Below are 22,194 nucleotides of genomic sequence, written 5' to 3'. Positions count from 1 at the left end.
GCAAACCAACAATCAACACAAACACAAACACAACATAAATGACAAACGAAACCACATATCGCGAAAAGGGACGCGCACTGTTCCTTGCCGCGATTATGGTAGTTTCCGTTGTTGCCATGTCCGCAGCGTTTGCGGGGGCAGCGGCAGCAGGGAACTACGGCGACGAAAGCGAAGTAAATGATGGTACTACCATCTTGGAAGATGAAGATCGTCTTTTCCAAGGTGAAACTGGGCTCATCGTTGATGATCACGATGGCAATGAATTTGAAGATGATGATACCGTTGAGCTAGAGGATGAAGACGGTGATTGGGTCCGTGACCTTAATGTAGACGAGGCAAGCGAGGACCTTGCAGATGAGTTTAGTGAGATCGATCCTGAAGATGAATACATTGAGGTTGACACCGACACCCTCGATGGTAGTTCATACAACGTCACCAGCTCAGACGCTGATGACCTTGACGTGGAGTTCGACATCAGCACCCACGACCTTGATGCCGAATTCGATGACGAGACTGTTGGTGACGCTGGCGGTAGCGCACTGACTGACCTCGAAATTGACTCCGAGCGATCCGACATCACTACCGCAGTGAGTGCTGACGGCCTCGATTACGAGGATCTCTGGAACATCTTCACCGAAGAAGAAGATCTAGAGGACTACGAGGACAGAGACATTGACATTGACGAAGACGTTGTTTATGTCGATGACGACGAAGATGAGATTGTCCTCGAGAACCGTGATGACTTCGCAGCAAACTTCACTGACATCGATACCGGCGAGTACGAGTTCACGGCCAACGTGACTGACACGACTGCCGAGGACAACGCAACTATCGAAGTTGAAGAAGGTGAAGAAGGTGAATTTGCCTTCACCGACGTTGACGAAGTTGAGACTGGCGACGTTGCCAATATCACACTCGATGCAGAAGATGTTGATGAGGGTGTCGTAGTTGTTGGTGACGAAGATGACAACTACGAAGCCGCCATTTCACTGGAGAACGTTGACACTGATGAGCTAACCCTCACCTACAACACGCACCTTGCAGGAAACGGCGACGATAGTGGTGACGGTGCATGGGACATTGCAGAAGAAGATGAAGACGATGCTGAAATCGAGTGGGTAGAAGTTGACGACAGTGCTCTGGACGACAACCCACTCCCAGCAAACAACTGGGATCTAACGGTTGGTGACGAGCCCGAATACGATCGGACGGACAACCTCACCCTAGAGAACGACTTCGACCGGGACACGCTCCCTGTTGACGAGTTCAGTGGATTTGACGACGTCTCGACATCCACCGCACCAGTCGATGCTGTTGATGACCTCGACGACTACGAAGAGTACGCGACCGAAAGCGACGAGATCGCTGAGGAAGACCAGCTCTTCGTGACGGTTGAAGATCTCGGTGCAAACGGTGCATACGATGTGCTCGAAGGTGCCGTTGACGTAAACATCACCCAGGAAGCTGGTGGTGCAGTCGGTGACGATCTCGAGTTCAGTTCTGAAGACGAACTCGATCTGAACGCTATTACCGACAGCGACAACTACGATGGAGATCTGATCCTCGAAGTTGAAGACCTTGACGACCTTGAAAACAGCAGCACCAGTGAGGACTTTGACTTCGACGCAGATCACGAAGTTAACATCTCTATCGAAGACTCCAACTACTTCGATGAAGATGACGACGAAGACTACGACGAAGAAATCGACCTGAGCTTCGACGAGCGCACCCTCGAGTGGGACGACATCGATGAACTCCCAGCTGACGAGGACGCTGAAGCATCCGGTGTCGCAAACTTTGCACCACACTCGGAGGTTGACACTGAAGCTGACTCCGACGAAGGTGGCTTCGTTGACCGCAGCGACGCAACCGTTGACGAAAACGGTGAATTCACCACCACATTCGACCTCGCAGATGAGGAAGAGGGTGTTGAATTCGACCTGTTCGCCTACGACGCAGAAGGCGACGCAGACGACGCTGAACTCGAGGACCTCGTCCTCGGTGAAGCTGACGACTCTGACGAAGAAGGAATCTCCGTCGACGCTGACTACGACGCAAACATCGACGTTGACGAAGAGACCGACATCGACGCAATCGTCTCGAACTACGAAGACGATGAACTCGAGCTCACCCTCGAACTCGACTTCGACGGCGAAGTCGCTGACGAGGAAATCACCGTTGACGGTGACGACGAGCTGACCGAGACGCTCACCACCGCAGACGGTGAGGACCTCGGCGAAGGTGACCACGACTTCACGATCACCGCTGAGAACGACGACTTCAGCGATGAGTACGACGGCACCGTGACCGTCGCCGAAGAAGACGATGGTGACGACTCCGACGACGGCGTCGACGACGGCGAAGCTGACGACGACGGCGAAGCTGACGACGACGGCGACGACGACACGCCCGGCTTCGGCGTTGCCGTCGCTGTTGTCGCCCTGCTCGGAGCCGCCATGCTGGCACTCCGACAGCAGAACTAACGCAGCTAACTAACCACCAGAATCCGTTCTGGTTTCGCAGCACTTTCATTTCTTTCGCGCGCTACACCACTCAGCGACAGCGCTCGCGAGTTTTTGTGCGTCCACTTCGAGTCCGCTCGAGACGACGAACGTCACTCCAGATACGGCCTCCAATGCGACCGATGTGGTCCCATACTCAGTCGCTGATAGGACGATTCACTCTCCGTTCGTATTTCACCTCACGCGGTGGTATCCGAGTAATCAAACTAAATCGACCAATTCCAGCCGTCGAAATCCGACTCGAGAATACACCCTCGAATTTCAGCTCCCATGACACCTCGAGACGTCCTCCCCTCGAGTGATCTTTTTCGTGACTGTCTTGCCTGCCAACAACGTTATGCCACTGTCGAATAGTTACTCGTAACGAATGCTAACCGGGTGGCGCTATCGGATTGTCAGCCTCCTCGGCGTCGTCGGGTTGACCGTCGGTGCCGTGGCGAGCGCCAACCATCCGTTCACCCAATCGCTCGTGACGACGTACGTCCCGCTGTTCAATCGCCTCGAGCCGACGCTGGTCACCGGCGGCGAACTGTACTGGATGCTCGGCCTGAGCGTCCTCGCCGTGACGCTGTGTCTGCTCCCGCTGTATCGACCCCGACCCCAGCGGATCCTCGACACCGTCGCGCTCACCCACAAGCGAGTCATCGTCGCCGGCCTCGCACTCGCCTCGCTTGGCTACTTCAACTGGTCGCTTCGATTCCCGCGCGCGACGCTGATCACGATTATCGGCCTCCTCGGCGTCGCGCTTCCCGCGTGGTTCGTCTGGATCCGCCGCCCGCCAAACGGCGAACCGGGACGGACGCTCTTCGTCGGCGACGATATCGCCCAACTCGAGCGAATCGCACCGACGGTCGACGCGCCGGTCCTCGGCTATCTCTGCCCCTCGAGCGTCGGCTTTCACACCTTCGACGAGGACGAGATCGACGACGCAGGTGAGGCGGGCACCGGCGCGAACGCCGTGACGGACGGCGGGCTCGCACTCGAGACGGTGGAGAGCGACGGACGCGATGGCGTGACTCACCTGTCGGCGGGCTCGCAGAAAATTGCGGGCTATCCGCGCCTCGGCGGCCTCTCGCGACTCGAGGACGTCCTCGTCGAGCGTGATATCGACACCGTCGTGCTCGCGTTCCGACACGCAGACCGAGCGGAGTTCTTCGGCGCGCTCGACGCCTGTCACGAACACGGCGTCTCGGCGAAGGTCCACCGCGAGTACACCGACAGCGTGCTCGTCTCCGAGGGAGCCGTCGGCGAACTGGTCGACGTCGACCTCGAGCCGTGGGACCCGCTGGATTACCTGTGCAAACGGCTGTTCGACGTCGTCTTCGCGCTGGTCGGCTTGCTCGTCTTCGCCCCGCTAATGGCCGTCATCGCCGCGGTGATCAAGATCGATAGTCCGGGTCCGGTGTTCTACAGCCAGGATCGAACGGCCGGGTTCGGCGAGACGTTCCCGATCTACAAGTTCCGGACGATGATCCCCGAAGGCGAGGACGCGACGCCGACCGAGGACGAGGACAACGATCGCATCACTCGCGTCGGCCGGGTTTTGCGCAAGACTCATCTCGACGAACTCCCGCAGCTGTGGTCGATCTTCGTCGGGGACATGAGCGTCGTCGGACCGCGAGCCGTCTGGACGCAAGAAGAAGTGCTCCTCGAGCAAGACGCGCCCTCGTGGCGAAAGCGCTGGTTCGTGAAACCCGGCCTGACGGGGCTAGCACAGATCCACGACGCGAGCAGCACCGATCCGAGTGCGAAGCTTCGCTACGACCTCGAGTACATCCGTCGCCAGTCGTTCTGGGTCGACCTGTCGATCGTGATCCGGCAGATCTGGGCGGTGCTCGAGGACGTGTGGACGATGGTGCGGCGGTAGGGTGGGCTGACGGGAACCAGTCACACGGGGAGTGAGAAGGGAGAGCGGGGTGTGAGAGGAGCCGAGGCGAGAACGCCACGATGAGAGAACGAGAGACGGAGAGTCAAAAGTGTGTCTCGGTCGGATTTCGTTTCGACACCCGATGATTGCCGAACGGCTTATTCGTTCTCGAGTGCGGCGTAGATCTCTGCGTGACGGCGTCCATCGAGTTTTCCCATCTCGAGGGCGATTTCACGGCGTTCCTCGTCGCTCTCAGCCGACTGATACCGCTCGTACAGCCGACGGACTTCGTCATCGACCGCTTTCGTCGAATCAGTGCTGGACGCCATATCTGTGTCGGATGTACTCATTGTGCCCCCTTATCAGTTGCGCCGAGCGCATGCTCGGAAGTAGATGACTGCTGTCTCGATGTCGACCTCGGCTTCGTCGGTGGCGAAACGGTGCAGTAGTGCTCGGATTTCGTCGCCGTATTCGAACGTGTATCCGTTCAGCATATAGAAGACGACCACCGTTCGGAGTGCAGTTCGTTTGTTCCCGTCGACGAACGGATGATCCGCAACGAGCAGTCGCATTAGATGAACCGCTTTTTCGTGAAGTGTCTGCGGTACCTCACCGAAGAACCCTTCTGAAACATACTGTAGTGCGGATTCAATCGCATCTTCTGATCGAATTCCCGGCTCCGTCGCATCGCCTTCCGCAACGATCTGCTCGTGGATATCGAGGATTAATCCGACGGAGGGATACGCGACGTCGTCAGTCACACTCTCGGCTCTTTCGCGCCACCCGATAACCGTTTCTGATGAGCTACGCCTCACCCACTCCCACGCGGCGACCTGCCCGGAATGGTCAGTCAGGAGCGAAGCGAGGTGGACCTCGTGACGAACGGTGACTGCAGGGAGACGTGAGCAAGCGGAGGGCAGAACGCGGCGAGCGTGGCGTGCCGTTGGGAACCACTCGTTCACCTAGGCTTGACACTTGGTGATGCAACCGGTGGCCTGATAGGCCCAGAAAGGGCGCGGCCGCCTCGGTTACCGGGAAAGCAAGTTCTCCCGAGTTAACGGTGCGAAGCGACGTGGACGGCCATGGGCTTTCAGCGATGATCTTAGGGATCGACCGCAATCTCACTATTGGTTTGGTTAACTGGGCTCTTCGTCGATCATGACGTCGACGCTCTCCGGTGTCACCGCGAGCCGAATTCCTTCCACTGTGAACTGTACTTCGACGTCCCCACTCGACGAGTGCAGGATCCCCGCGAGGGCCGTAACGTCGATGGAGTCGTACAGCTGGTACTCATCTCGATCCACCCCACATGCTTCGAGCGTCTCGATGATGTCGACCAAGAGGTCAGTCGATTCTCCAGGCCCAGTCATTGACGAGCGATTCATTGTAGCGTCCAACACTTAGGACGGCTGGCGTTTAAAAGGTTGGGAGTCAATTATAGTTGCTACTAGCTTTTCTAATTGACTTAGCGCGTTTGGGATAGTGTCGGCGCAATCAAAGATGATTATGCGCTTTGACGCCGACTGGATGTCACGCGCCGATGATCGTATTCTGGAGCATCTTGCCGAAGAGGGACCCGATACCCCAAAGGAAATGGCTGACAGTGATCGCGTCCGCTTCTCTCGACAGCATATCAACGCCCGCTGTAAAACACTCGTCACCTACGGTCTCCTCGTTCATCTCGGGAACGGTGTCTACGATATTACCCGCGAGGGTCAGCAGTATCTCGCTGGCGATCTCGACGCTCGCGATCTGGACCCACAGTAACGTCAGCTATCGCCGGAGGGCAGGTCCTCGATGAACCGAAAGCCGTTCACGAACGTGGTTCGGTTCGCATATCCGTCATTGACCAGGACGTTTTCAGCCCCCCTCATCGGCCACGATATCGGTCGTATCGAGTACACCTCATACGGTTTACTGTAAGTCATTACCGGCGCAACCGCGACCCGGGCGGCGGTTGCACCGGTAAATCGTTACAGCAATCCGTATCAGTCGCCGTCCCCAGCACTGGGGTGCTGAGTGGCGAGCGCAGCGAGTGCGGTGTCCGCCCGTTCGACCTGATCTTCGGGCCGGTTATCGAGGTTCGCGACGTATCGTTGGACGCCGTCCATCGCTCGGAGACGATTGGCTCCGGGAATTCTACCGACGCTGTGACCGAAACCCAGCCCTCGTCGATCACGGTGTCCAGGGAGCCTCGAGATCACGCATCCAGTACGTGGTTGGCCCACAGAAAGCATTTATACCATCATCGGTAGAAGATTGATATGGAGTGACTTTCGCTGGTTGGAAAGTCACGCTTCCAGTAAGCGGTTCGCGCGACCGCCCCTCTCGGGCCGTAGCGAGCTGCGTTTCTGGTGGCGTGGAATTATCCATGGACGACGCCGAACTACTTCGACAAGAAATCCGTGCAGCGCGTGAAGAACTCGTTCGCAAGCGATCCCAGCGAACTGAGGAATCGACCGAGGCAGAGACCCGCCTGCCGCTCATGCCAGACCGTGACGATGAGTTCCTTCGACTGGCATTAATGAGCGTTGACGAGCTTGAAACGCACATCGAACGGCTTGAACGCGATCTCGAGGATTTCGAAGAAGGCAGTCGCACGCCGGACGAGTAACGTTCAAGACATTCCGTTCGTTCGAACGGTACTGTTGACACTGTGAGAGCGCTCGCTTACCGAGTGACTCTGGAGTGGTGTCAAAGACCAGCACTGTTCTTATGAGGTTGGCCACTATTGACACGAACACTATTTCACTCAGGCAGGAGGACGGTTATTCGACACGAACGAACGGATATCTCTAACGAAAACAATGAAAGTCTATCCAAAAGTCCCAAGATACGACCACCCTGTCGTGCCAGCGACGTTCTTCGACGCCGAGGACCTGGCTCTCGTTGAGAAGTTCGATGGGAGTGCATTCCGGTTCACGCTATTCGATGAGCGGTACGCAGACTCCTACCCAGGAGCCGTTGAGACCGCCGCAGATGGCGATGGGAGTCTCGTATTCGGGACACGACGCTCAATCCGTGGTTCACACACCGATTCTTTGACTGAGATCGATGGTGCGCTCCATCGAGCTGTCCGTTGTCTTCGAACGGGTATCAACACTGCTGTGCTACGGACGCTCCACGAGGAATACGATGGACCACTGATCATCTACGCGGAGAACCTCGTCTACTCGACGCTTGATTACGGGTATTCTGACCGCGACCTTCCGGCACTCGTCGGGTTCGACGTCCTCCCTTTCGAACCGATCGAGACGATGACGCCGCCGGGGGATCCCTACGAGGAGACGTTCGCGGAATTCCTTGACATCGATGCTGCTTGGGATGTGTTCGAGCGCATTCGAATGGAGGACACGCCGATTACGTCATCGTTCGTTCCAGCATCGATTCTCGAACACGTTGACAATGGATTCGATCCGGAGGCGTATACATTCCCGTCCTCAACTCTCGCTGATGACGTACCGGTCGAGGGTGTGGTCGTCCGCAGTGACGAGCATGGTCGTCGCGTCAAGCTAGTCCGTGAGGAGTTCAAAGAACTGAATCGCGAGCAATTCGGTCGAAACCCCGATGAGGTGGAATCCGGTGCTGAATTTCTGGTAGCAACCTATTGTACATCAGCCCGGATTCGCAAACAGATCCGAACGATGGTCGTCGAAGAAGGCCACGAGTTCGGTCTGCATCTGAATGACGAACTCTATCCACGAGTCGTTGCGGACATTTGGGCGGAGAATTGGACAGAAATCATGCAACTCGAATTCGCGGTCACGCCTGCAGACGTCTATCCACTCGTCGCCAAACGTTGTCTCTCTGAATTACGTCAGATGGAGACAAATGCTGATCTAAACGACGCCGAACCAACGAATATCTGGCAACATCTCTCTGAGTGATCGTCTACGGTGGCGGAGAGTGAATCTATCTCCCGAACGGAAGTCCACGTTCCAGCACGTCTGCGAGCGTGAATGCGCTCACGGCTCCGAGGAACCCCACTAGTGCGCCGAAGACGGTCTCGTTGTAACGGGCTTGCACCGCCGGCCGATCGAGCGTGTAGTGAAACGCGAAGAGGTCGGCCCACGGGGAGTCGTGAAACGCGCGCAACTCCGCTTCGTAGATCGGCGCGATGTGGTGGATGTCCGGTCCCAGTCCCCAGATCCCGCCGATTGCGATGATCCACAGTAGTGCGACCGGGGACACCCTGTACCGAATGGCGAAGGGGCTTACGACGAGAAGGAAGATCGATGCGCCGACGAGGAAGTGGACGATTGCGGGGGCCATGGTGGTCGTGCCTGTCGACGTTGTCGACAGTGATCGACACGTCCGCGAGAGCACCGTTCGTAATGCTCTCCGTTACACACCGTAACGGGCGTCTGTTCGGTTTTCGGAGCGGGTGGATGCGGACGGCGGGCTGATTCGCCGTCGATTCGTCGGCTTCTCGCCTCGAGTCGCGTCTCCGTTAGTCTCGAACGAGAGTGTTTCAACCGGGGGAGGATTCAGTTGCCCTGAGAATAGTCTCCCCACCAGACGAGAAGTGCGACGCTGGCGGTGAAACCGAGGACAGCTGGATCGGCTGAGACGTAGAGATTCGGAGTCGGATGACGAATCCAGGTAATCGGATACAGCCACGCGTCGGCTGCCCCATCGGCGTAGGCTTTGAACGCATCGAGTATGAGGTGCGAGACCGCACCCGCGAGCAACAGGCCGAACACTCGGCGGTGATGCGTCGTGACGACCATTGCACCAACTGCCGACAAAAGGACGACCCCACCGAGCGTGTGGATCGCGTCGAGACCGAACGGGACGCCCAGGACCGATTCGAACGTCGTCTCCGAGACGAAGAGGTCAATTCGGTTTAGATCGGGCAGGAGAGACCCGATCATGACGACGCCGACGTGGCGCTCGGTGAACCACTCGAGCGACCACTTGGCTACAGTCGCGAGGGCGTAGGCGACGAGAACGTGCGAGAGGAGTTCAGCCATCCCGATCGTCACCTCCGGATCGCGGTTCGAAGGCGACGGTAGTCCAGTCGATTCGCCAGTAGCGACAGAAGTACGCGATTGCGAGTACGACGCCGACGAGGGACGTGGCGAGTTTGTACTCGAACGCTCGGTCATCTTCCTCGACGACGACCGTCTCGTCGGGAGTCATCGTTTGGTCGTCCTCGAGAACGCCATAGACTTGCACAGTACCCCCCGAAGCGACAGACTCGTCGACGCCGTCGATCTCGAGTTCGACAGCGACTCGGCCCTCGGAATCGGTGACGTGAATCTCGAGGGTATCGTCTTCGACCGACTCGACGGACCCAAACAGGAGAACTCGCTCACCGACGGCGGCGTCGGGGTCATCCTGTAGTTGATCGCCCGAGGGATGTGGCCAATTGTCGTCGTACGTCCCGCCGTAGTGAACACAGAGACCGAGGAGCGCACCGAGAAAGAGTGCGGTCAGCACGATTCTGGTGGCGAGTCGCATTCGTCTCAGTGGTCGGTCTTGTTCGTGTTGATTGTATCGATCAATAGAACGTCAGTTGCGCTGACGATTCGGTCTCGAGGGAGACGCTTTCCGTGCAGTGTTCGCCGTCGGTGTCGAGTGTCCCCCTCAGACCGGGTTTTCGACGACGGGTCACGTTAGACACGAGGGGACTCGTCTCCCCGCTGTGTTGGCATCGCCGATGGTCGTGTGTCGGCCAGTTAAATACGGTTGTCTGGCGACGACACGCCGAACCGAACGACATATCAGATTCCTCGAGAATTCACAGATAATGCGGATTCTGCGCGTCGCACAGAAGGTGTACCCGGACGTGAAAGGCGGCGGCCCGTACCACGTCCACGCGATGAGTCGCGATCAGGCGGCGATGGGACACGACGTGACGGTGGTGACGGTGCGAACGGATCCGGGAGAGCCACACACGGAAGAGCGAGACGGATACACGGTCGTGCGATACGATCCCGTCGCGAGCCCGCTGGGCAACGATCTGAGCCCCGGACTGGCGCAGTATCTGGCCGCGGCGGCGGACTTCGACGTGATCCACGCCCACTCTCACCTCTACGCTGCGACGAACCTCGCGGCGCTCAAGCGGTTTCTGGGCGACACCCCACTGGCGATCACGAACCACGGCCTCTACTCGCAGAACGCGCCCGAGTGGGTCTTCGATCTGTATCTGCGGTCTATTGGTCGATGGACGTTCAACCAAGCTGATGTCGTGTTCTGTTACACCGAGACCGACCGGGAACGGGTTCGGGAGTTCGGCGTCTCGAGTCGGATCGAGGTCGTCTCGAACGGCATCGACACGGAGCGCTTTACGCCCGCCGGGCCGGAAAGCGAGCTGATCGACAGCGAGGGTCCCGTCGTGTTGTTCGTCGGACGGTTGGTCGAGGGGAAGCGTCCGGAGTTGGTACTAGAGGCGTTCGAACGGCTGGCGGATTCGAAGGCCGAGCTGTACTTCTGTGGCACCGGAGCACTTCGATCGGTGCTCGAGGAGCGCGCTGGGTCGAACGTTACCTTCCTCGGCTCGGTTCCCTACGGCGAGATGTCGAGCGTCTATCGAGGTGCGGACCTGTTGGTTCTCGCGAGTCGGGCCGAAGGCGTCCCGCGGACGATCATGGAGGCCCTGTCGACGGGTGTCCCGGTCGTCAGTTCGGATCTACCGCAGGTTCGGTCGACGTTCGGCGATTCGGTGACGTACGTTTCCGAGGTGACACCCGAGGCGGTTGCTAGACGTATTCGACGGAAACTCGAGGGGGAAACCACGCCAACGTTAGACGATGCGTTTCGCTGGGAACGAACGGTCGAGGAGACGACCGAGGTCCTCGTAGAGCTTGGCACTCGAGCACCGCGGGAACTGCAGGGTGTTGGCGGATGAAGAAGAGGATCTGGGCTGATGTGAGGCGACAGAGATAATGAGTGGCTCGAACGGTACGTCTCCTATTTGCCCGTATTGTTTCGCCGGTCATCTCGTCGCCCCCTCCTGTGACCATTGTGGGATGGACGTAACTCTCAGAGAGGGTATTCCAAGCACCATCGATTTCGAGACGGAAGAAACAGACGTGGACGATCTCGAAGCGCTCGCAACCGTGCAAGCCGACACACTCGACGAGGTCTTAGCACGCGTCAGGGACGATTACATGGACGGCTCGATAGTCGATCGATTTTTCAAGACGCGAACGGCGTGCTGGCGCGTGCTCGTTTCGTCGGTACTTTCCGGACGTGGGTTGGTCGTCGGCACCCACGACGAGAGCGTGGGGATTCTCTTGAGCGAAGTGGTGGAGGAACTGTACGCAGTTGACACGAGCGTGCCCCGCCTTCGAGCACAACAGGCAGTTGCGAACGCGACGGGAACGACTGTGAACCCCGTTCACAGCGATCTCGAGGAACTTTCGTTCCCTCCGAAATCGTTCGACGTGATCGTCGTGCAGTGTCGAGCGAACCAGATTGATGAGTACCTCGAGCAACTCGAACCCATTTTGGCCGAGGACGGGTCGCTCCTGGTACTGACCGACGGCTGGACGCGAGAGATTGGTCTGACGGAACGACTCGGGTTGGGTGATTCGTCCAGTGGCGTTCGCGAGCGTTTCGAGTCGTCGCTTCGAGGGCATTCCTTCGGAATTACTCGTGCAGTACGGCGTGCTGGCCTGTCGGTTGTGGGGGAACACGCACTGCTTTCGACGTCGCGACACGAGAACCAGCGGGCGTTCGATGTTCGGAGTCAAGAAGCCCACGACTGGCTGCTCCACGGGTCGAATAAAACGGCGAGTACGACGCCGTTCGTTATTGCCCGTCAGATTTCCCGACTCGCACAGCGAGCAGGGATCCTTCGGCAGTGCTATCCGAGATATCTGTTCGTTTGTCGCCGCCAGAACGCAGCGGGGGAGCTGTCTTCCCCGAACGGTATCGTTCTAGCCGGGAAGAATCGATCGACCGTCCTCGAACTCGAGGACAACGAGATTCAACGAATCCGAAAAGTTCCGAACAGCAGTTGGCAGGCGACGGTAAACGAGAACGCCCAAGCCGCACTCAATACCGTGCCCGATTCACTCGCAGACACGGTGCCGACTGGGGAATCGCAGGAGACGACGTTCGGACCGGAACGGATCGAACAACCCGTGAGTGGGACGCCGCTGGATCAAACGTTAGAAGCGACGCCCGAGAGCGTCGATCGCCACCTCGAGGCCGTGTTCGATTGGTTGATCGAGTTCCAGCGAGCAACGTGTGATAGGTGGGTCACCAAAACGCCAGCCGAGATCGAACGGGAACTGACAGTAGAGCAAGTGGGTTTATCTAATCCCCCGTCAGTGGATCGCGAACTCGAGGTTCCTCAAGTGGTTACGCATGGGGATCTATCTGGATCGAATATCTACCTCAGGAACCAGGAGGTATCATACGTTATTGATTGGGAGTTTTCTAAAATTAGTGCTAATCCAATTATCGATGTTGGATATCTTATACTACAACTCATTGACGCCTTCGGTACTAATTTTAATTCGTCATTCAAGAACTATTTTATCAATAATATGCCGATTGGAAAGCTGCTGTGTAGTCATCTCCAAAATTATTCTGATCAGATAGGAATTGATCCTCACTGTATTGCTGTATATCTTCCACTTGGATACATTCACCAGACGAAGACTGACCTGAGATATAATAGGAAGTCAGATGTTGATTGGCCTACTCGTGTCCATTCAATTTGGAATTTTCAGGAGGAGGTAGCTAATCGAATAGTGTGAGATTGAAACGGCAATAATTTTGTATAATTACTTTGATTACGCACTATGCTCGATTATGATACCACGTTATCTTTCCCGTTCCAAACTTCTATTCAAGGTCTCATACCCTCACCGACTCATAACTTAGTTGCAAAACGAATCTGTTCTGATATTGAACAGAGGGTCGGAAATAATGGTACTGTCTTGATTGTTGGCTGTGGAAACGGTGGTGAAGGATTATCTGGGTTTTCAGATGAATTCCTCCAACAAAATGTGATCGGGACTGATATTAGAGGAACGGAGTTCACAAATTTCCTTGGGGACATACACAATCTCCCTGTCCCTAATGGAGGTGTCGATGCGGTGGTCTGTCAAGCTGTTCTTGAGCATATAGAACAAATCGATCTTGCCATTTCGGAGTTGAAACGTATCACCAAGCCTTCTGGCTACGTTTACATTGATGTCCCATTTCTACAGGGGTATCATGCTCTGCCAACAGATTTCAGGCGATTTACCAGCAACGGCCTTCAAAACAAAATTTGCACCAATGACGACTTCAATACAATTAACTGTGGCGCATCAAAAGGGCCAACAAGTACACTCATTTGGATATGTTGTGAGTATTTAGCCTATCTACTTAGCTTTGGGAACTCGAATATACGGAAAATTTTGAGTGTGGCTCTGCGAATCCCGACTTTTTGGTTGAAATATGTCGATTTGGTACTAAAGAAATCACACGGACTTGAGGACGCGGCAATGGCACTTCCTTCTGCTGTATATTGGTATGGAAAAAAAGAGAGTCCTGGCCAATAATCCATATTTATCGGAACTAACCTTCTTCATAACTCATTCTCGAATAATATTTCATATTGATCAACGACCTTCTCCAAAAGGTAGTTGTCTTTCAGGAACGCCCTCGCGTCAGTACCCATCTTTGCTCGTGTCTCGTCATTATTGCACAATTCGGCTACATCCTTTCTCAATTGATCTATTGATCCCGATCGGAAACCTGCATTTCCTGCCGTAAACGCATCGTCGTGTGAATAGTAGAGCGATACAACGGGTGTTTCATATCTCCAAGCCTCGAGGAACGTATTCGGGAATCCTTCGTAATCGGAGGTGTTAACGAGAAGACTGGCTTTTCGGTAGTATTTGTGAATCTTATCCGGTCGAACCGTATCGACAAAACGCAGGTTATCGACGTTGGCAGCTTCTGCCATTACGTGTTCGTGATGACTCCCATCATTGCTTGGCTGGGCAACCATCACAAATTGGATCTCGGGGGCAGATTTGGCTAACTCTAGAAACCGCATCGGCTTTTTCTTCTCTTTGTTGCTTCGACCGACCCAGAGCACGTACTCTCTCGAGTCGTGATCTAGGAGTTCCGATTCCGGTGGGAGATCGTAGCAATTCGGGATTATCGTCGAATCGACTCCAAAATTTTCTTGTAACATTTGCTGTTGCGTCGCTGTCTGTGCAACGACTATGTCTGCCCGACGAATGAAATTTGAATAGGTTTTCACAAACAGCGATCCATACTTTTGCTCGAGATACTCGAGATCAACATCTGATTCGTTGGCAACGCAAAAGAGAACCCGTTTACGGAGAAACCGACTCAGCAGTGTCGAAATCACAAATAGACGGGGTGATCCACGAATATAATACATATCACTGTCTGCATTTTTCATGGCTCTCCACAGGCTAATTACGCTTGCGGGAATTGATGTAATGCTAGAAATACTACCCGGACAACCTTTCCAAATCTCGAAACCATCCTGGCGTTTGTACGGGGGCTGTCCAAAGTCACCGACTATTGTCGCTACCTCATCGCCTCTCTCGAGGAGTTCGTTTGCAATAATGTATTGTTGTCGTTCAGCCCCGCCCGAGGCGTCATTGTCCACCTGATTAATATATGTGTATATGTCTGAGGATATGAAACAGATTCTCATTTGAGGTCGTACTGGTTGTTCTCCAATCAGTATGCAATGTTAATACCACTGATCTCTTTGGTGAGTGCGTGAATTGGTTGCAATGTCCTGGGTTGGCCATTTTGGAGTATTTACGGTGTTGTTGAACTGTACAGTGTGAGCTTTGGCGGCCGCCTACCGCCGAAGTGTGGACGGACCCCCTTGATACCCACGTCATTTCACGCGCCAGCCATCGACGCGTCGTGAATCGATAGATGCCGACGCAATTACCAACCTCTTTTCGCGTATCATCCTGATAGAGGTGTGTGTATAATCACAATTTGTAGTCTTGAGGCACATTGACGAACAACCGAACAAATAAATGATAGCACTGTTTTATAACTCTTAGGAAAATGAACTATAGCCATCTTGTCAAACCATCATTGTCTGAATCTGATATTGAATCTAAGATATCTGACCACAACTGGCATCACTCAATCCCATTTACAGACTCAGTAAGTACAGAAGGGTACGTTCACTACTCAAACCAACTGCTGAAAATTGATCACCTACCGGACGACCTCTCGGGTAAGCACGTTCTTGATATTGGTCCGAAACATGGCTTTTACTCGATTGAAGCAATGAATCGCGGTGCAGAGTCCGTCACCGCGATCGACATCAACGCCGAGCGTGAGGGTGTCTATGACACACTGAATGAGATATTTGAATTTGACCTGCAACTCATAATTGACGACATAATGGAACACAAGTTTGATCGCGAGTTTGACGTTGTCATCTGCTTCGGTGTTCTTCACTACATTCAAGATCAGAAAAGATTCCTTGACATTCTATCAGACCTTACACAAAATTCGCTTTGTATCGATCACCCTGTCACGCCGTCGGTTCGAAACCGCAACAGCCGTTTCAAACCAGATAATCCTGAAGGGGGTAGCTGGTACCAGCGTAAGATCAACTCTTTCGCAGAGTATCATGCTCCAATCCCGACGGTTCCATGGATCGAGCAGGAACTTTCCGACCGTGGTTTTTCAATTGAGTCAAAAGATACTCATGTTGGAGTACTCCTTCAGCGAAAATTACCAAAAGCCGCGGCTATTCCATCACCACATCGCTACCTTCCTAGCCGGTATGTCGCGCGTGCTGAGCAATAATAGTTCAGATTTAGCAGGAAATTCACCATTATACGATCGGATAGAGTGAGTATTAATTATAGTGTTGAGTCGGGACCAGAGGCACATCTAAATGAGTGTTTAGGGAACGAACAGGTGATGGCTAGAAGAGCTCATGCAACTCGCTAGACTGCTCAGAGAAGACCTTAGACGGGGCGTGGTTGATGAGAAACTGATTGAGGTAGATGGTAAGAAAAAGTGACTGTACGCCGCGATCGACACAGACTCAAAGTTGTTGCTCGAAATCGATGTCATTATCCGCCGCGGTACTGACCCCGCGGCAGCGTTCTTACATCGGCCTACCGAGAAACACGATATAGGCGAGACAGATTTTCTCGTCGATGCTGGCGGCTGTCTGACTGCACTTGCCCGCCACGAATTGAGCGTCTAGCTTAACCACAGCGACCGAAACCCGTCGGGAGCGATTTCACTCGTTCTGGCGGAGCAGTCCAGCCAGCGCACACCGCTGGTTGAATCCGTATAGGACTATTAGAACTACTATTACAAAAATCCATTCGACATGTCCTCTGAAAAAGACCCGTATGTCCCCACTCCGTACAAATGAAAATCCCCATAGAGCTGCGAACGTGTAATATACCACATTGTTTGCTAAGTTATCCTCCATACTGTTGAGAAACTCACTTATTAATTTACCGAATAATGAATATAAAATCGGAATGGCTATTATACCAATATAAATCCCTGAATACCAACTGTATCCTACTATACCTGGCAATACTACACTTTCGTAATTTCCTGTAATCAAGTAGGTGTTCCAATGTGTGATGGTTCCTGGAAAATCCACACCAATTAGGCGTTGTGGGAGAAGATGAAGCGGCCCAATTATTACATCTTGTATACCAATAAGCGTATCACTCTCAGGGTGTTGTAACGATGTTTCTAGAGACATATATGCATGTGAACCTTCTCGTATGACAGATGAATATGCGTCCGTTATTCCATTAAAATCCGTAATGAATTGTCCTTGACCAGAACGACTACCTGCAGATACAAGAAATGCTGGAACCGTTATTGATGAAATTGCTAAAATCCACCTCCCTGCTCTGCTGCTAATTGAATATATAACACATACAAATACAATAGCGGCAATAACGATCCTAGTGCGATCTTGCAGGATCCCATAACTGATGACTGAAATGGTACTGGCTGAAATTAACAAAATTATAGAAAGTTTATCTTTTCTGATTATCGCAACCGGTATTAACAACATTAGTGCAGCCCAGACAAACCTAATTGGGATTTTCAAGAAAGCTAATGGACTTTCGCCAGAAACTGATGTGTATCCAACAATACCAATAATTGACAAGAAGATGAACATGGTACTCAAAAATATATATCCTGAGTGATTTTCCATACGAATATTAGTATTGTTAAAATTTGGACTGAATTTTACATATGTAGTCCTTAGAGTTAGATAGAAGATAATTACAACCAATATGGAGGTTACAGATCCCACATTTATGCTAGAATATACGCCAAGATGTCCTGACGATACATAATTTTCCCCCAAATAAATTATATGGAGGGGCGTTAATATATATGCGAAGGTATAGAAAACATCAAATACGGTGAGGAAATCGAGCTTCGAACGCTTTATGTCCGATAAGCTGATGTATATGAAAAGTAATGATAACGATACGAATGGGAATAACTCAATCATTAGTTCGGTTATTGGAGCATTGGTTATAATGATATATCTATCTTGCTAATATGATTGTATTGTTGGTTGAAAATCGTATCTAAAACATCACTTCCTCATATTTATCAGTTATCTTTGTGTACTCAAAATCATTTGCCCTGTCATAGATGTGTTCTCTCTCATCGGGTCTGTCATATATATCACTTATTTCTCTTGATAACTCAACATCATCGCCTACGGGAACTAACCTCCCATATTCACCGTTTTTGAGAATCTCTGATGGACCGCCAGGACAGTTTGTTGCAACCACAGGTGTCCCACAAGCCAATGACTCGACAATCACATGACCGAATCCTTCCCACCGTGAAGTAAGGACAAACACATCAGCGGCTTTCATATATGGGAAAGGGTTATCCACGAATCCCAGGAAGTGTACTCTGTCACGAAGCCCTAGCTTGTTCACAAGTCTTTTGAGACTCTCCTTTTTTGGACCCTTGCCTAAGATTACTAACTCTGTAGGTTGACCATCTGAAAGATTACTGAGGCATTTTATTGCTGTTGCCATATTCTTTTGTTCTGATAAGCTACCCACACTCAGAACCATTTTAGAACCCTCATCTAAGAAGGACAAATCAACTGGTTCTGTAGACTGCTTTTGAATCTCAGATACCTGAACCGGATTGTGTATAACTGAATTTCGATTCCCCTCCAACCCATATATTTCGGACATATTTTCTCGGACATCTTCCGACAATGCGATTAATTCACTTGCTCTCGGATAGAGAAGTTTAGCAAGTTTCCTTTGGACAATACGTTTAATTCCCTGTGATTCTTGTTTATTCTGAATATTGGCACACCGGATAACTATATTTGTCTTAGTTTTCGCTATCTCAGACGCCAATAATGAAATGACGTTAAGATATTCCATTGTAGTGAAGAACACCTCTGGTTGTTCACTCCTAAGATATTTGGCAATTGGTAGAACTGATGTCAGTGCTCGATCGGAATTAATTTCGATTATATTTACGCTATCGGGAATCGTTTCAATATAGGGCCCCTCACAATTAATAGTGATTAGATCAACAGTGTAGCCTTTCTCAGCAAATCCGCGGGATAGATTGGCCACGGTACGCTGTGCACCACCATCACCTAGAGTTGAAGTGAAAAATGCAATCTTACGCGATTTCATAGGCTGGAATAACAAATTGCTTAATAATGTTAAACTCTATACTATAAATCTGGGTGTGAGGGTTCAGCCTCATCAACTGAGTTTGTACTAGCCAAGACCTGATCTACATCTTGTGTGATTGCTCTACTCTCTCGATATTTCTGCCACTCCATATGTCTTGCTTTTACTCGTACAGGAATCCGGTCCAGATTGAGACATTGTGCTATCGTTAGCCGATGTCGCCCCTCGAAAAAAACGGCCTCACCGGAACGGTTAATCACTACGCTGATCTCGTACAATTCTGGAGGAAGCGATCGCCAGCCGTTATATATTGGATCGTCCAAATCCTCAGAGATCAATTCCCGCTGTGTCCGATATCCTTCGGTTTTGATAGTGGAGTACAATTGGTCAATTGCATCTAACCGGCTTTCGAACTCTTCCAGTGTGTTACATCCCCACTTCTGCCAGCCTTCATCATCCACGTTCGCAGATACCCGCTCGTAAAATTCGGTATTTTTCCAAGGTACTCCGCTCTCAAAGTGATTTCGGAGAGATTGATAAAGATCGTAGTCGGCCAATGGTTCCGTGCCCTTATCCCAGTCACCTGAGAGAATCTCAGATACATATGGGCCATGAAAGACATCTCGCTTTGTTTGCCTTTCTTTAATTGTGGTTGGGTCAACAGAGATCAACTCAAACGGTTCGACACGAGTCTTCCAGTGACGCCCATGATTTGTCCACGTGTATGACTGACAATAGTACTGCATATATTTTCGGTGGACGGGAGACGCAAATTTCGACAGCAGATTGCTTTTTGAGACGCTTCTGCGAAGTGACTTCTTATTCATTACTGTGATTGAATTGTATATAATTCAAAGTATTCACTCCCGTCGTTTATCAATTCCTCGTGTGTACCTGCTTCAACTATCGTCCCATCTTCAACCGTGTAGATATGATCTGCGTTCGTCACAGTTGACAAGCGATGCGCTATTACCAACATCGCGTAATCACGTTCCATCCCTTCGATTCCCTCATGAACCTCTTTCTCGAGCGACGTATCCAAATCACTAGTCGCCTCATCAAGAATCAACAGATCTGCGTCCTTCAGCAGTGCTCGAGCGATCGCCACCCGCTGACGTTGCCCACCCGACAATTTCACGCCCTGGTCGCCCAGTACGGTGTCGTAACCCTCTGGCAGTTCCTCGAGGAACTCCGTAACCTGTGCGATTGCACACGCCTCTTCGATGTCTCCCTGTGTCGCATCTCGGTTGCCGACGGTGACGTTCCGACGAAGGGTATCGTTGAACACGTGGGGGTCCTGACGGACGACGGTCACTCGAGAGCGCCACTCCTGAATGTCGAACTCGTCGATCGGGGTTCCGTTGGCCGTGATCTCGCCGCCGTCCGGCTCGTACATCCGCCCGAGTAAGGACGCGATGGTCGACTTCCCTGCACCCGACGGACCGACGAAGGCCACGAACTCGCCGCGATCGAACCCGAAGGAGATGTCTCGTAGCACGGCTTCGTCGCTCGAGTCGTAGCTGAACGTCACGCCGTCGAACTCCGTTCGTTCGATCGGGTTCGGCACTGGCTCACTGTCCCCGTCGGGTTCGGTGTTTCGCTCGAGTTCGTCGATGAACTCCTGCGTGCGAACGAGGTGGGGAAGTTCGCTCTCCACGCGGTAGACGTACTTGTTTAGGCTCGAGACCTTCGGCCCGAGCTGGAACATCGCGAAGAGGAACACGCCGAGTTCGGCGAGGTTCATCGACGAGAACGTCAACGCGAGGTAGATGAGTCCGAAGACGGTCACGGCGGTCGCCAACTCGTAGAAGTTGGTGATCGCCGCGTCGTTACGCTCGACCTTGATCCGGTTTCGCTCGAATCGTTCTGCAGAGCGCGAAAATCCGGACTTCAACTCCTCGATCATGTCGAACAATTTCACCTCGCGGACGCCCTGCGTGCCCGCTTGCGCGTTCGACTGAATGCCCTCTTTCGCGTCCGCGACCTCGTCACCGAGCGAATAGCCGGTATCGAGGACGCGACGGAACAAAATCGTGACGCCACCGAGTAACACGAGCGTCGCGACGGTTAACGACGGCGAGAGAATCATTGCGATCGTCAGGTACATCGCCGCGAGTAGCCCCTGCTCGAGTACGTTGATCGCGTACCTGATGACCTTCCCCGCATACTCGGCCTGCGTCACGATCGCGTTGAGAATGTCGTCGGATCCCTCTTCGTCAAAGTACGTGACTTCTGCATCCAGTGCGTGTCGGAACGACTCCTCCTGAAGGTGACGCACGTATTTCGTCTCGATCGCTGCCCGAAACCAGCCGACGAGAAACGACGTCGTAAATCTGATAGTCATCACCAGCGCGACGCCAGCGACCAGAAATCCAAGCGAAAACGGTATGCCGAAGAAGTCGTACACCGCCAGAAACGCTGCCAAGATGCCGTCGGCCTCTGCTGCAGGATCGTTCGCCTGCGCGACCTCGACGATCGGCATGATGAAACTCAGACCGACCCCTTCGAACAGGGCCGCGATTACACTGAGAACGATGACACCGGCGGCGAACCACGGTTGGAACGTTGCAACTCGGTAGAGGGCCTTTCCCTTTTCGCGCCACGTGAGGTCGAGCGAAGAATCGTCGTGAGACATGAAGGAAATGAAGGGACTCCGTTATACTGGCATTCTCGAATCAATCACTATAGGCGCGTCGCTTCGCCCCTCCCAGATTGCGTTACTCGGGTCGCTCGAGGTCACTCACGTCGAGTTCGCCATCGAGATATGCCCTTCCCTTCGAACTCACCTGATAGTAGCCTGCTTCGTCCACTTTTTCGATCAATCCGTTCTCCTCGAGTTCGGCGAGGCGTAGTCTCACGGTCGAGTACCCAATCTCGTGTCCGTGCCGGTTCAGATTCCGATAGAGTGGCTTTGCAGGAAGCTCGAGGTCGTGCTCCCGAAGAAACTCGAGAATAAGCCCGTCTTTGAGAGACATCCACTCTGGTCGGGGTCGCATTCGACGCTGTTGTCCCACCGACGAGCATTAACTTCGTTTGGTTTCTGAATAGTATGTCGTATTCAGTATCTAATTATAGCGTAAATACGCTAACCTATAAGTGAGCTGAGTTAGTGTCTATTCCTCAAGGGATACTCACACGGCCACGACGAACCGAGAACAAAACGAGTAGT

Annotated in this window: 21 protein-coding genes and 2 pseudogenes; 10 read left to right on the top strand and 13 right to left on the bottom strand. The window is 52.9% G+C overall.

The features are described from left to right. Positions 1-38 precede the first annotated feature (38 nt). Both BB347_RS08205 and BB347_RS08200 read left to right on the top strand, forming a co-directional pair. The gene (locus tag BB347_RS08205) at positions 39-2,483 is read left to right on the top strand and encodes a BGTF surface domain-containing protein (RefSeq protein WP_083687727.1); all 2,445 of its coding nucleotides are present in this window, start codon (positions 39-41) and stop codon (positions 2,481-2,483) included. Positions 2,484-2,889: 406 nt separating this feature from the next. Beyond that, positions 2,890-4,389, top strand: coding sequence for a sugar transferase (locus BB347_RS08200; protein ID WP_076580426.1), 1,500 nt, complete (start codon positions 2,890-2,892; stop codon positions 4,387-4,389). A gap of 158 nt (positions 4,390-4,547) precedes the next feature. Here the strand turns inward: BB347_RS08200 and BB347_RS19295 are convergent, their stop codons facing one another. The 3 genes from BB347_RS19295 to BB347_RS08190 all read right to left on the bottom strand — a co-directional run bounded on the left by BB347_RS19295 (position 4,548) and on the right by BB347_RS08190 (position 5,759). Then, on the bottom strand, positions 4,548-4,718 hold the full coding sequence (locus BB347_RS19295) for a hypothetical protein (protein ID WP_168170939.1): 171 nt from the start codon (positions 4,716-4,718) through the stop codon (positions 4,548-4,550). A gap of 33 nt (positions 4,719-4,751) precedes the next feature. Then, positions 4,752-5,150 (bottom strand): type II toxin-antitoxin system death-on-curing family toxin, encoded by a 399-nt coding sequence (locus BB347_RS18965; RefSeq protein WP_076580424.1) that lies wholly within the window; start codon positions 5,148-5,150, stop codon positions 4,752-4,754. Positions 5,151-5,525: 375 nt separating this feature from the next. Next, positions 5,526-5,759: a HalOD1 output domain-containing protein gene (locus tag BB347_RS08190; protein WP_236995993.1), complete on the bottom strand. Its 234-nt coding sequence runs from the start codon at positions 5,757-5,759 to the stop codon at positions 5,526-5,528. 136 nt (positions 5,760-5,895) lie between these two features. Between BB347_RS08190 and BB347_RS08185 the strand changes: the two genes are divergently transcribed. Continuing rightward, on the top strand, positions 5,896-6,156 hold the full coding sequence (locus tag BB347_RS08185) for a winged helix-turn-helix domain-containing protein (RefSeq protein ID WP_076581671.1): 261 nt from the start codon (positions 5,896-5,898) through the stop codon (positions 6,154-6,156). A gap of 222 nt (positions 6,157-6,378) precedes the next feature. Here BB347_RS08185 and BB347_RS19925 read toward each other — a convergent pair. Next, positions 6,379-6,577 (bottom strand): annotated as a pseudogene (locus BB347_RS19925) (hypothetical protein); the annotation flags it as partial. Positions 6,578-6,760: 183 nt separating this feature from the next. Here BB347_RS19925 and BB347_RS08180 point away from each other — a divergent pair. Both BB347_RS08180 and BB347_RS08175 read left to right on the top strand, forming a co-directional pair. Then, on the top strand, positions 6,761-7,003 hold the full coding sequence (locus tag BB347_RS08180; protein WP_076580420.1) for a hypothetical protein: 243 nt from the start codon (positions 6,761-6,763) through the stop codon (positions 7,001-7,003). A gap of 193 nt (positions 7,004-7,196) precedes the next feature. Beyond that, positions 7,197-8,276, top strand: a complete 1,080-nt coding sequence (locus tag BB347_RS08175) for a hypothetical protein (RefSeq protein ID WP_076580418.1) — start codon at positions 7,197-7,199, stop codon at positions 8,274-8,276. Positions 8,277-8,301: 25 nt separating this feature from the next. On the opposite strand, the gene BB347_RS08170 is transcribed toward BB347_RS08175, so the two are convergent. From BB347_RS08170 to BB347_RS08160, 3 genes are all read right to left on the bottom strand, one after another. Beyond that, positions 8,302-8,661, bottom strand: a complete 360-nt coding sequence (locus BB347_RS08170; protein WP_211137172.1) for a hypothetical protein — start codon at positions 8,659-8,661, stop codon at positions 8,302-8,304. Positions 8,662-8,876: 215 nt separating this feature from the next. Further along, complete coding sequence (locus tag BB347_RS08165; protein ID WP_076581670.1) at positions 8,877-9,362, bottom strand: metal-dependent hydrolase; 486 nt, start codon at positions 9,360-9,362, stop codon at positions 8,877-8,879. Further along, positions 9,355-9,852: a single stranded DNA-binding domain-containing protein gene (locus BB347_RS08160; RefSeq protein ID WP_076580416.1), complete on the bottom strand. Its 498-nt coding sequence runs from the start codon at positions 9,850-9,852 to the stop codon at positions 9,355-9,357. The genes BB347_RS08165 and BB347_RS08160 overlap by 8 nt, the downstream gene beginning before the upstream one ends. 289 nt (positions 9,853-10,141) lie before the next feature. Here BB347_RS08160 and BB347_RS08155 point away from each other — a divergent pair, with 289 nt between their 5' ends. From BB347_RS08155 to BB347_RS08145, 3 genes are all read left to right on the top strand, one after another. Beyond that, complete coding sequence (locus tag BB347_RS08155; RefSeq protein WP_076580414.1) at positions 10,142-11,242, top strand: glycosyltransferase family 4 protein; 1,101 nt, start codon at positions 10,142-10,144, stop codon at positions 11,240-11,242. Positions 11,243-11,363: 121 nt separating this feature from the next. After that, positions 11,364-13,103, top strand: a complete 1,740-nt coding sequence (locus tag BB347_RS08150; protein WP_076580412.1) for a phosphotransferase — start codon at positions 11,364-11,366, stop codon at positions 13,101-13,103. A 45-nt stretch (positions 13,104-13,148) separates the two neighbouring features. Next, complete coding sequence (locus BB347_RS08145; RefSeq protein WP_076580410.1) at positions 13,149-13,895, top strand: class I SAM-dependent methyltransferase; 747 nt, start codon at positions 13,149-13,151, stop codon at positions 13,893-13,895. Between the two features lie 26 nt (positions 13,896-13,921). Here BB347_RS08145 and BB347_RS08140 read toward each other — a convergent pair whose 3' ends face one another. After that, on the bottom strand, positions 13,922-15,031 hold the full coding sequence (locus BB347_RS08140) for a glycosyltransferase family 4 protein (RefSeq protein WP_076580408.1): 1,110 nt from the start codon (positions 15,029-15,031) through the stop codon (positions 13,922-13,924). 371 nt (positions 15,032-15,402) lie between these two features. Here BB347_RS08140 and BB347_RS08135 point away from each other — a divergent pair, with 371 nt between their 5' ends. Then, positions 15,403-16,158, top strand: coding sequence for a class I SAM-dependent methyltransferase (locus tag BB347_RS08135; protein WP_076580406.1), 756 nt, complete (start codon positions 15,403-15,405; stop codon positions 16,156-16,158). Between the two features lie 169 nt (positions 16,159-16,327). Further along, positions 16,328-16,661, top strand: a pseudogene (locus BB347_RS18790) (IS6 family transposase); the annotation flags it as partial. Here the strand turns inward: BB347_RS18790 and BB347_RS19290 are convergent. The 5 genes from BB347_RS19290 to BB347_RS08110 form a co-directional block, all read right to left on the bottom strand. Continuing rightward, positions 16,604-17,857 (bottom strand): hypothetical protein, encoded by a 1,254-nt coding sequence (locus BB347_RS19290; RefSeq protein WP_168170913.1) that lies wholly within the window; start codon positions 17,855-17,857, stop codon positions 16,604-16,606. The pseudogene BB347_RS18790 and the gene BB347_RS19290 sit on opposite strands and share 58 nt — an antisense overlap. A gap of 79 nt (positions 17,858-17,936) precedes the next feature. After that, complete coding sequence (locus BB347_RS08120; protein WP_083687725.1) at positions 17,937-19,025, bottom strand: glycosyltransferase; 1,089 nt, start codon at positions 19,023-19,025, stop codon at positions 17,937-17,939. A 41-nt stretch (positions 19,026-19,066) separates the two neighbouring features. Beyond that, positions 19,067-19,852: a hypothetical protein gene (locus BB347_RS18960; protein ID WP_139326990.1), complete on the bottom strand. Its 786-nt coding sequence runs from the start codon at positions 19,850-19,852 to the stop codon at positions 19,067-19,069. Beyond that, entirely contained in the window at positions 19,852-21,660 is a 1,809-nt protein-coding gene (locus tag BB347_RS08115; RefSeq protein ID WP_076580400.1) for an ABC transporter ATP-binding protein, read from the bottom strand. The genes BB347_RS18960 and BB347_RS08115 overlap by 1 nt, the downstream gene beginning before the upstream one ends. Positions 21,661-21,742: 82 nt before the next feature. Then, a complete protein-coding gene (locus BB347_RS08110; RefSeq protein WP_076581668.1) occupies positions 21,743-22,000 on the bottom strand; it encodes a winged-helix domain-containing protein in 258 nt (85 codons plus the stop codon). Positions 22,001-22,194: the final 194 nt, after the last annotated feature.

Origin of the sequence: Natronorubrum daqingense (genome assembly GCF_001971705.1) — an archaeon.
Lineage (GTDB): Archaea > Halobacteriota > Halobacteria > Halobacteriales > Natrialbaceae > Natronorubrum > Natronorubrum daqingense.
The sequence above is the reverse complement of the archived record's forward strand: the minus strand, read 5'-3'. Positions and strand labels throughout refer to the sequence as shown.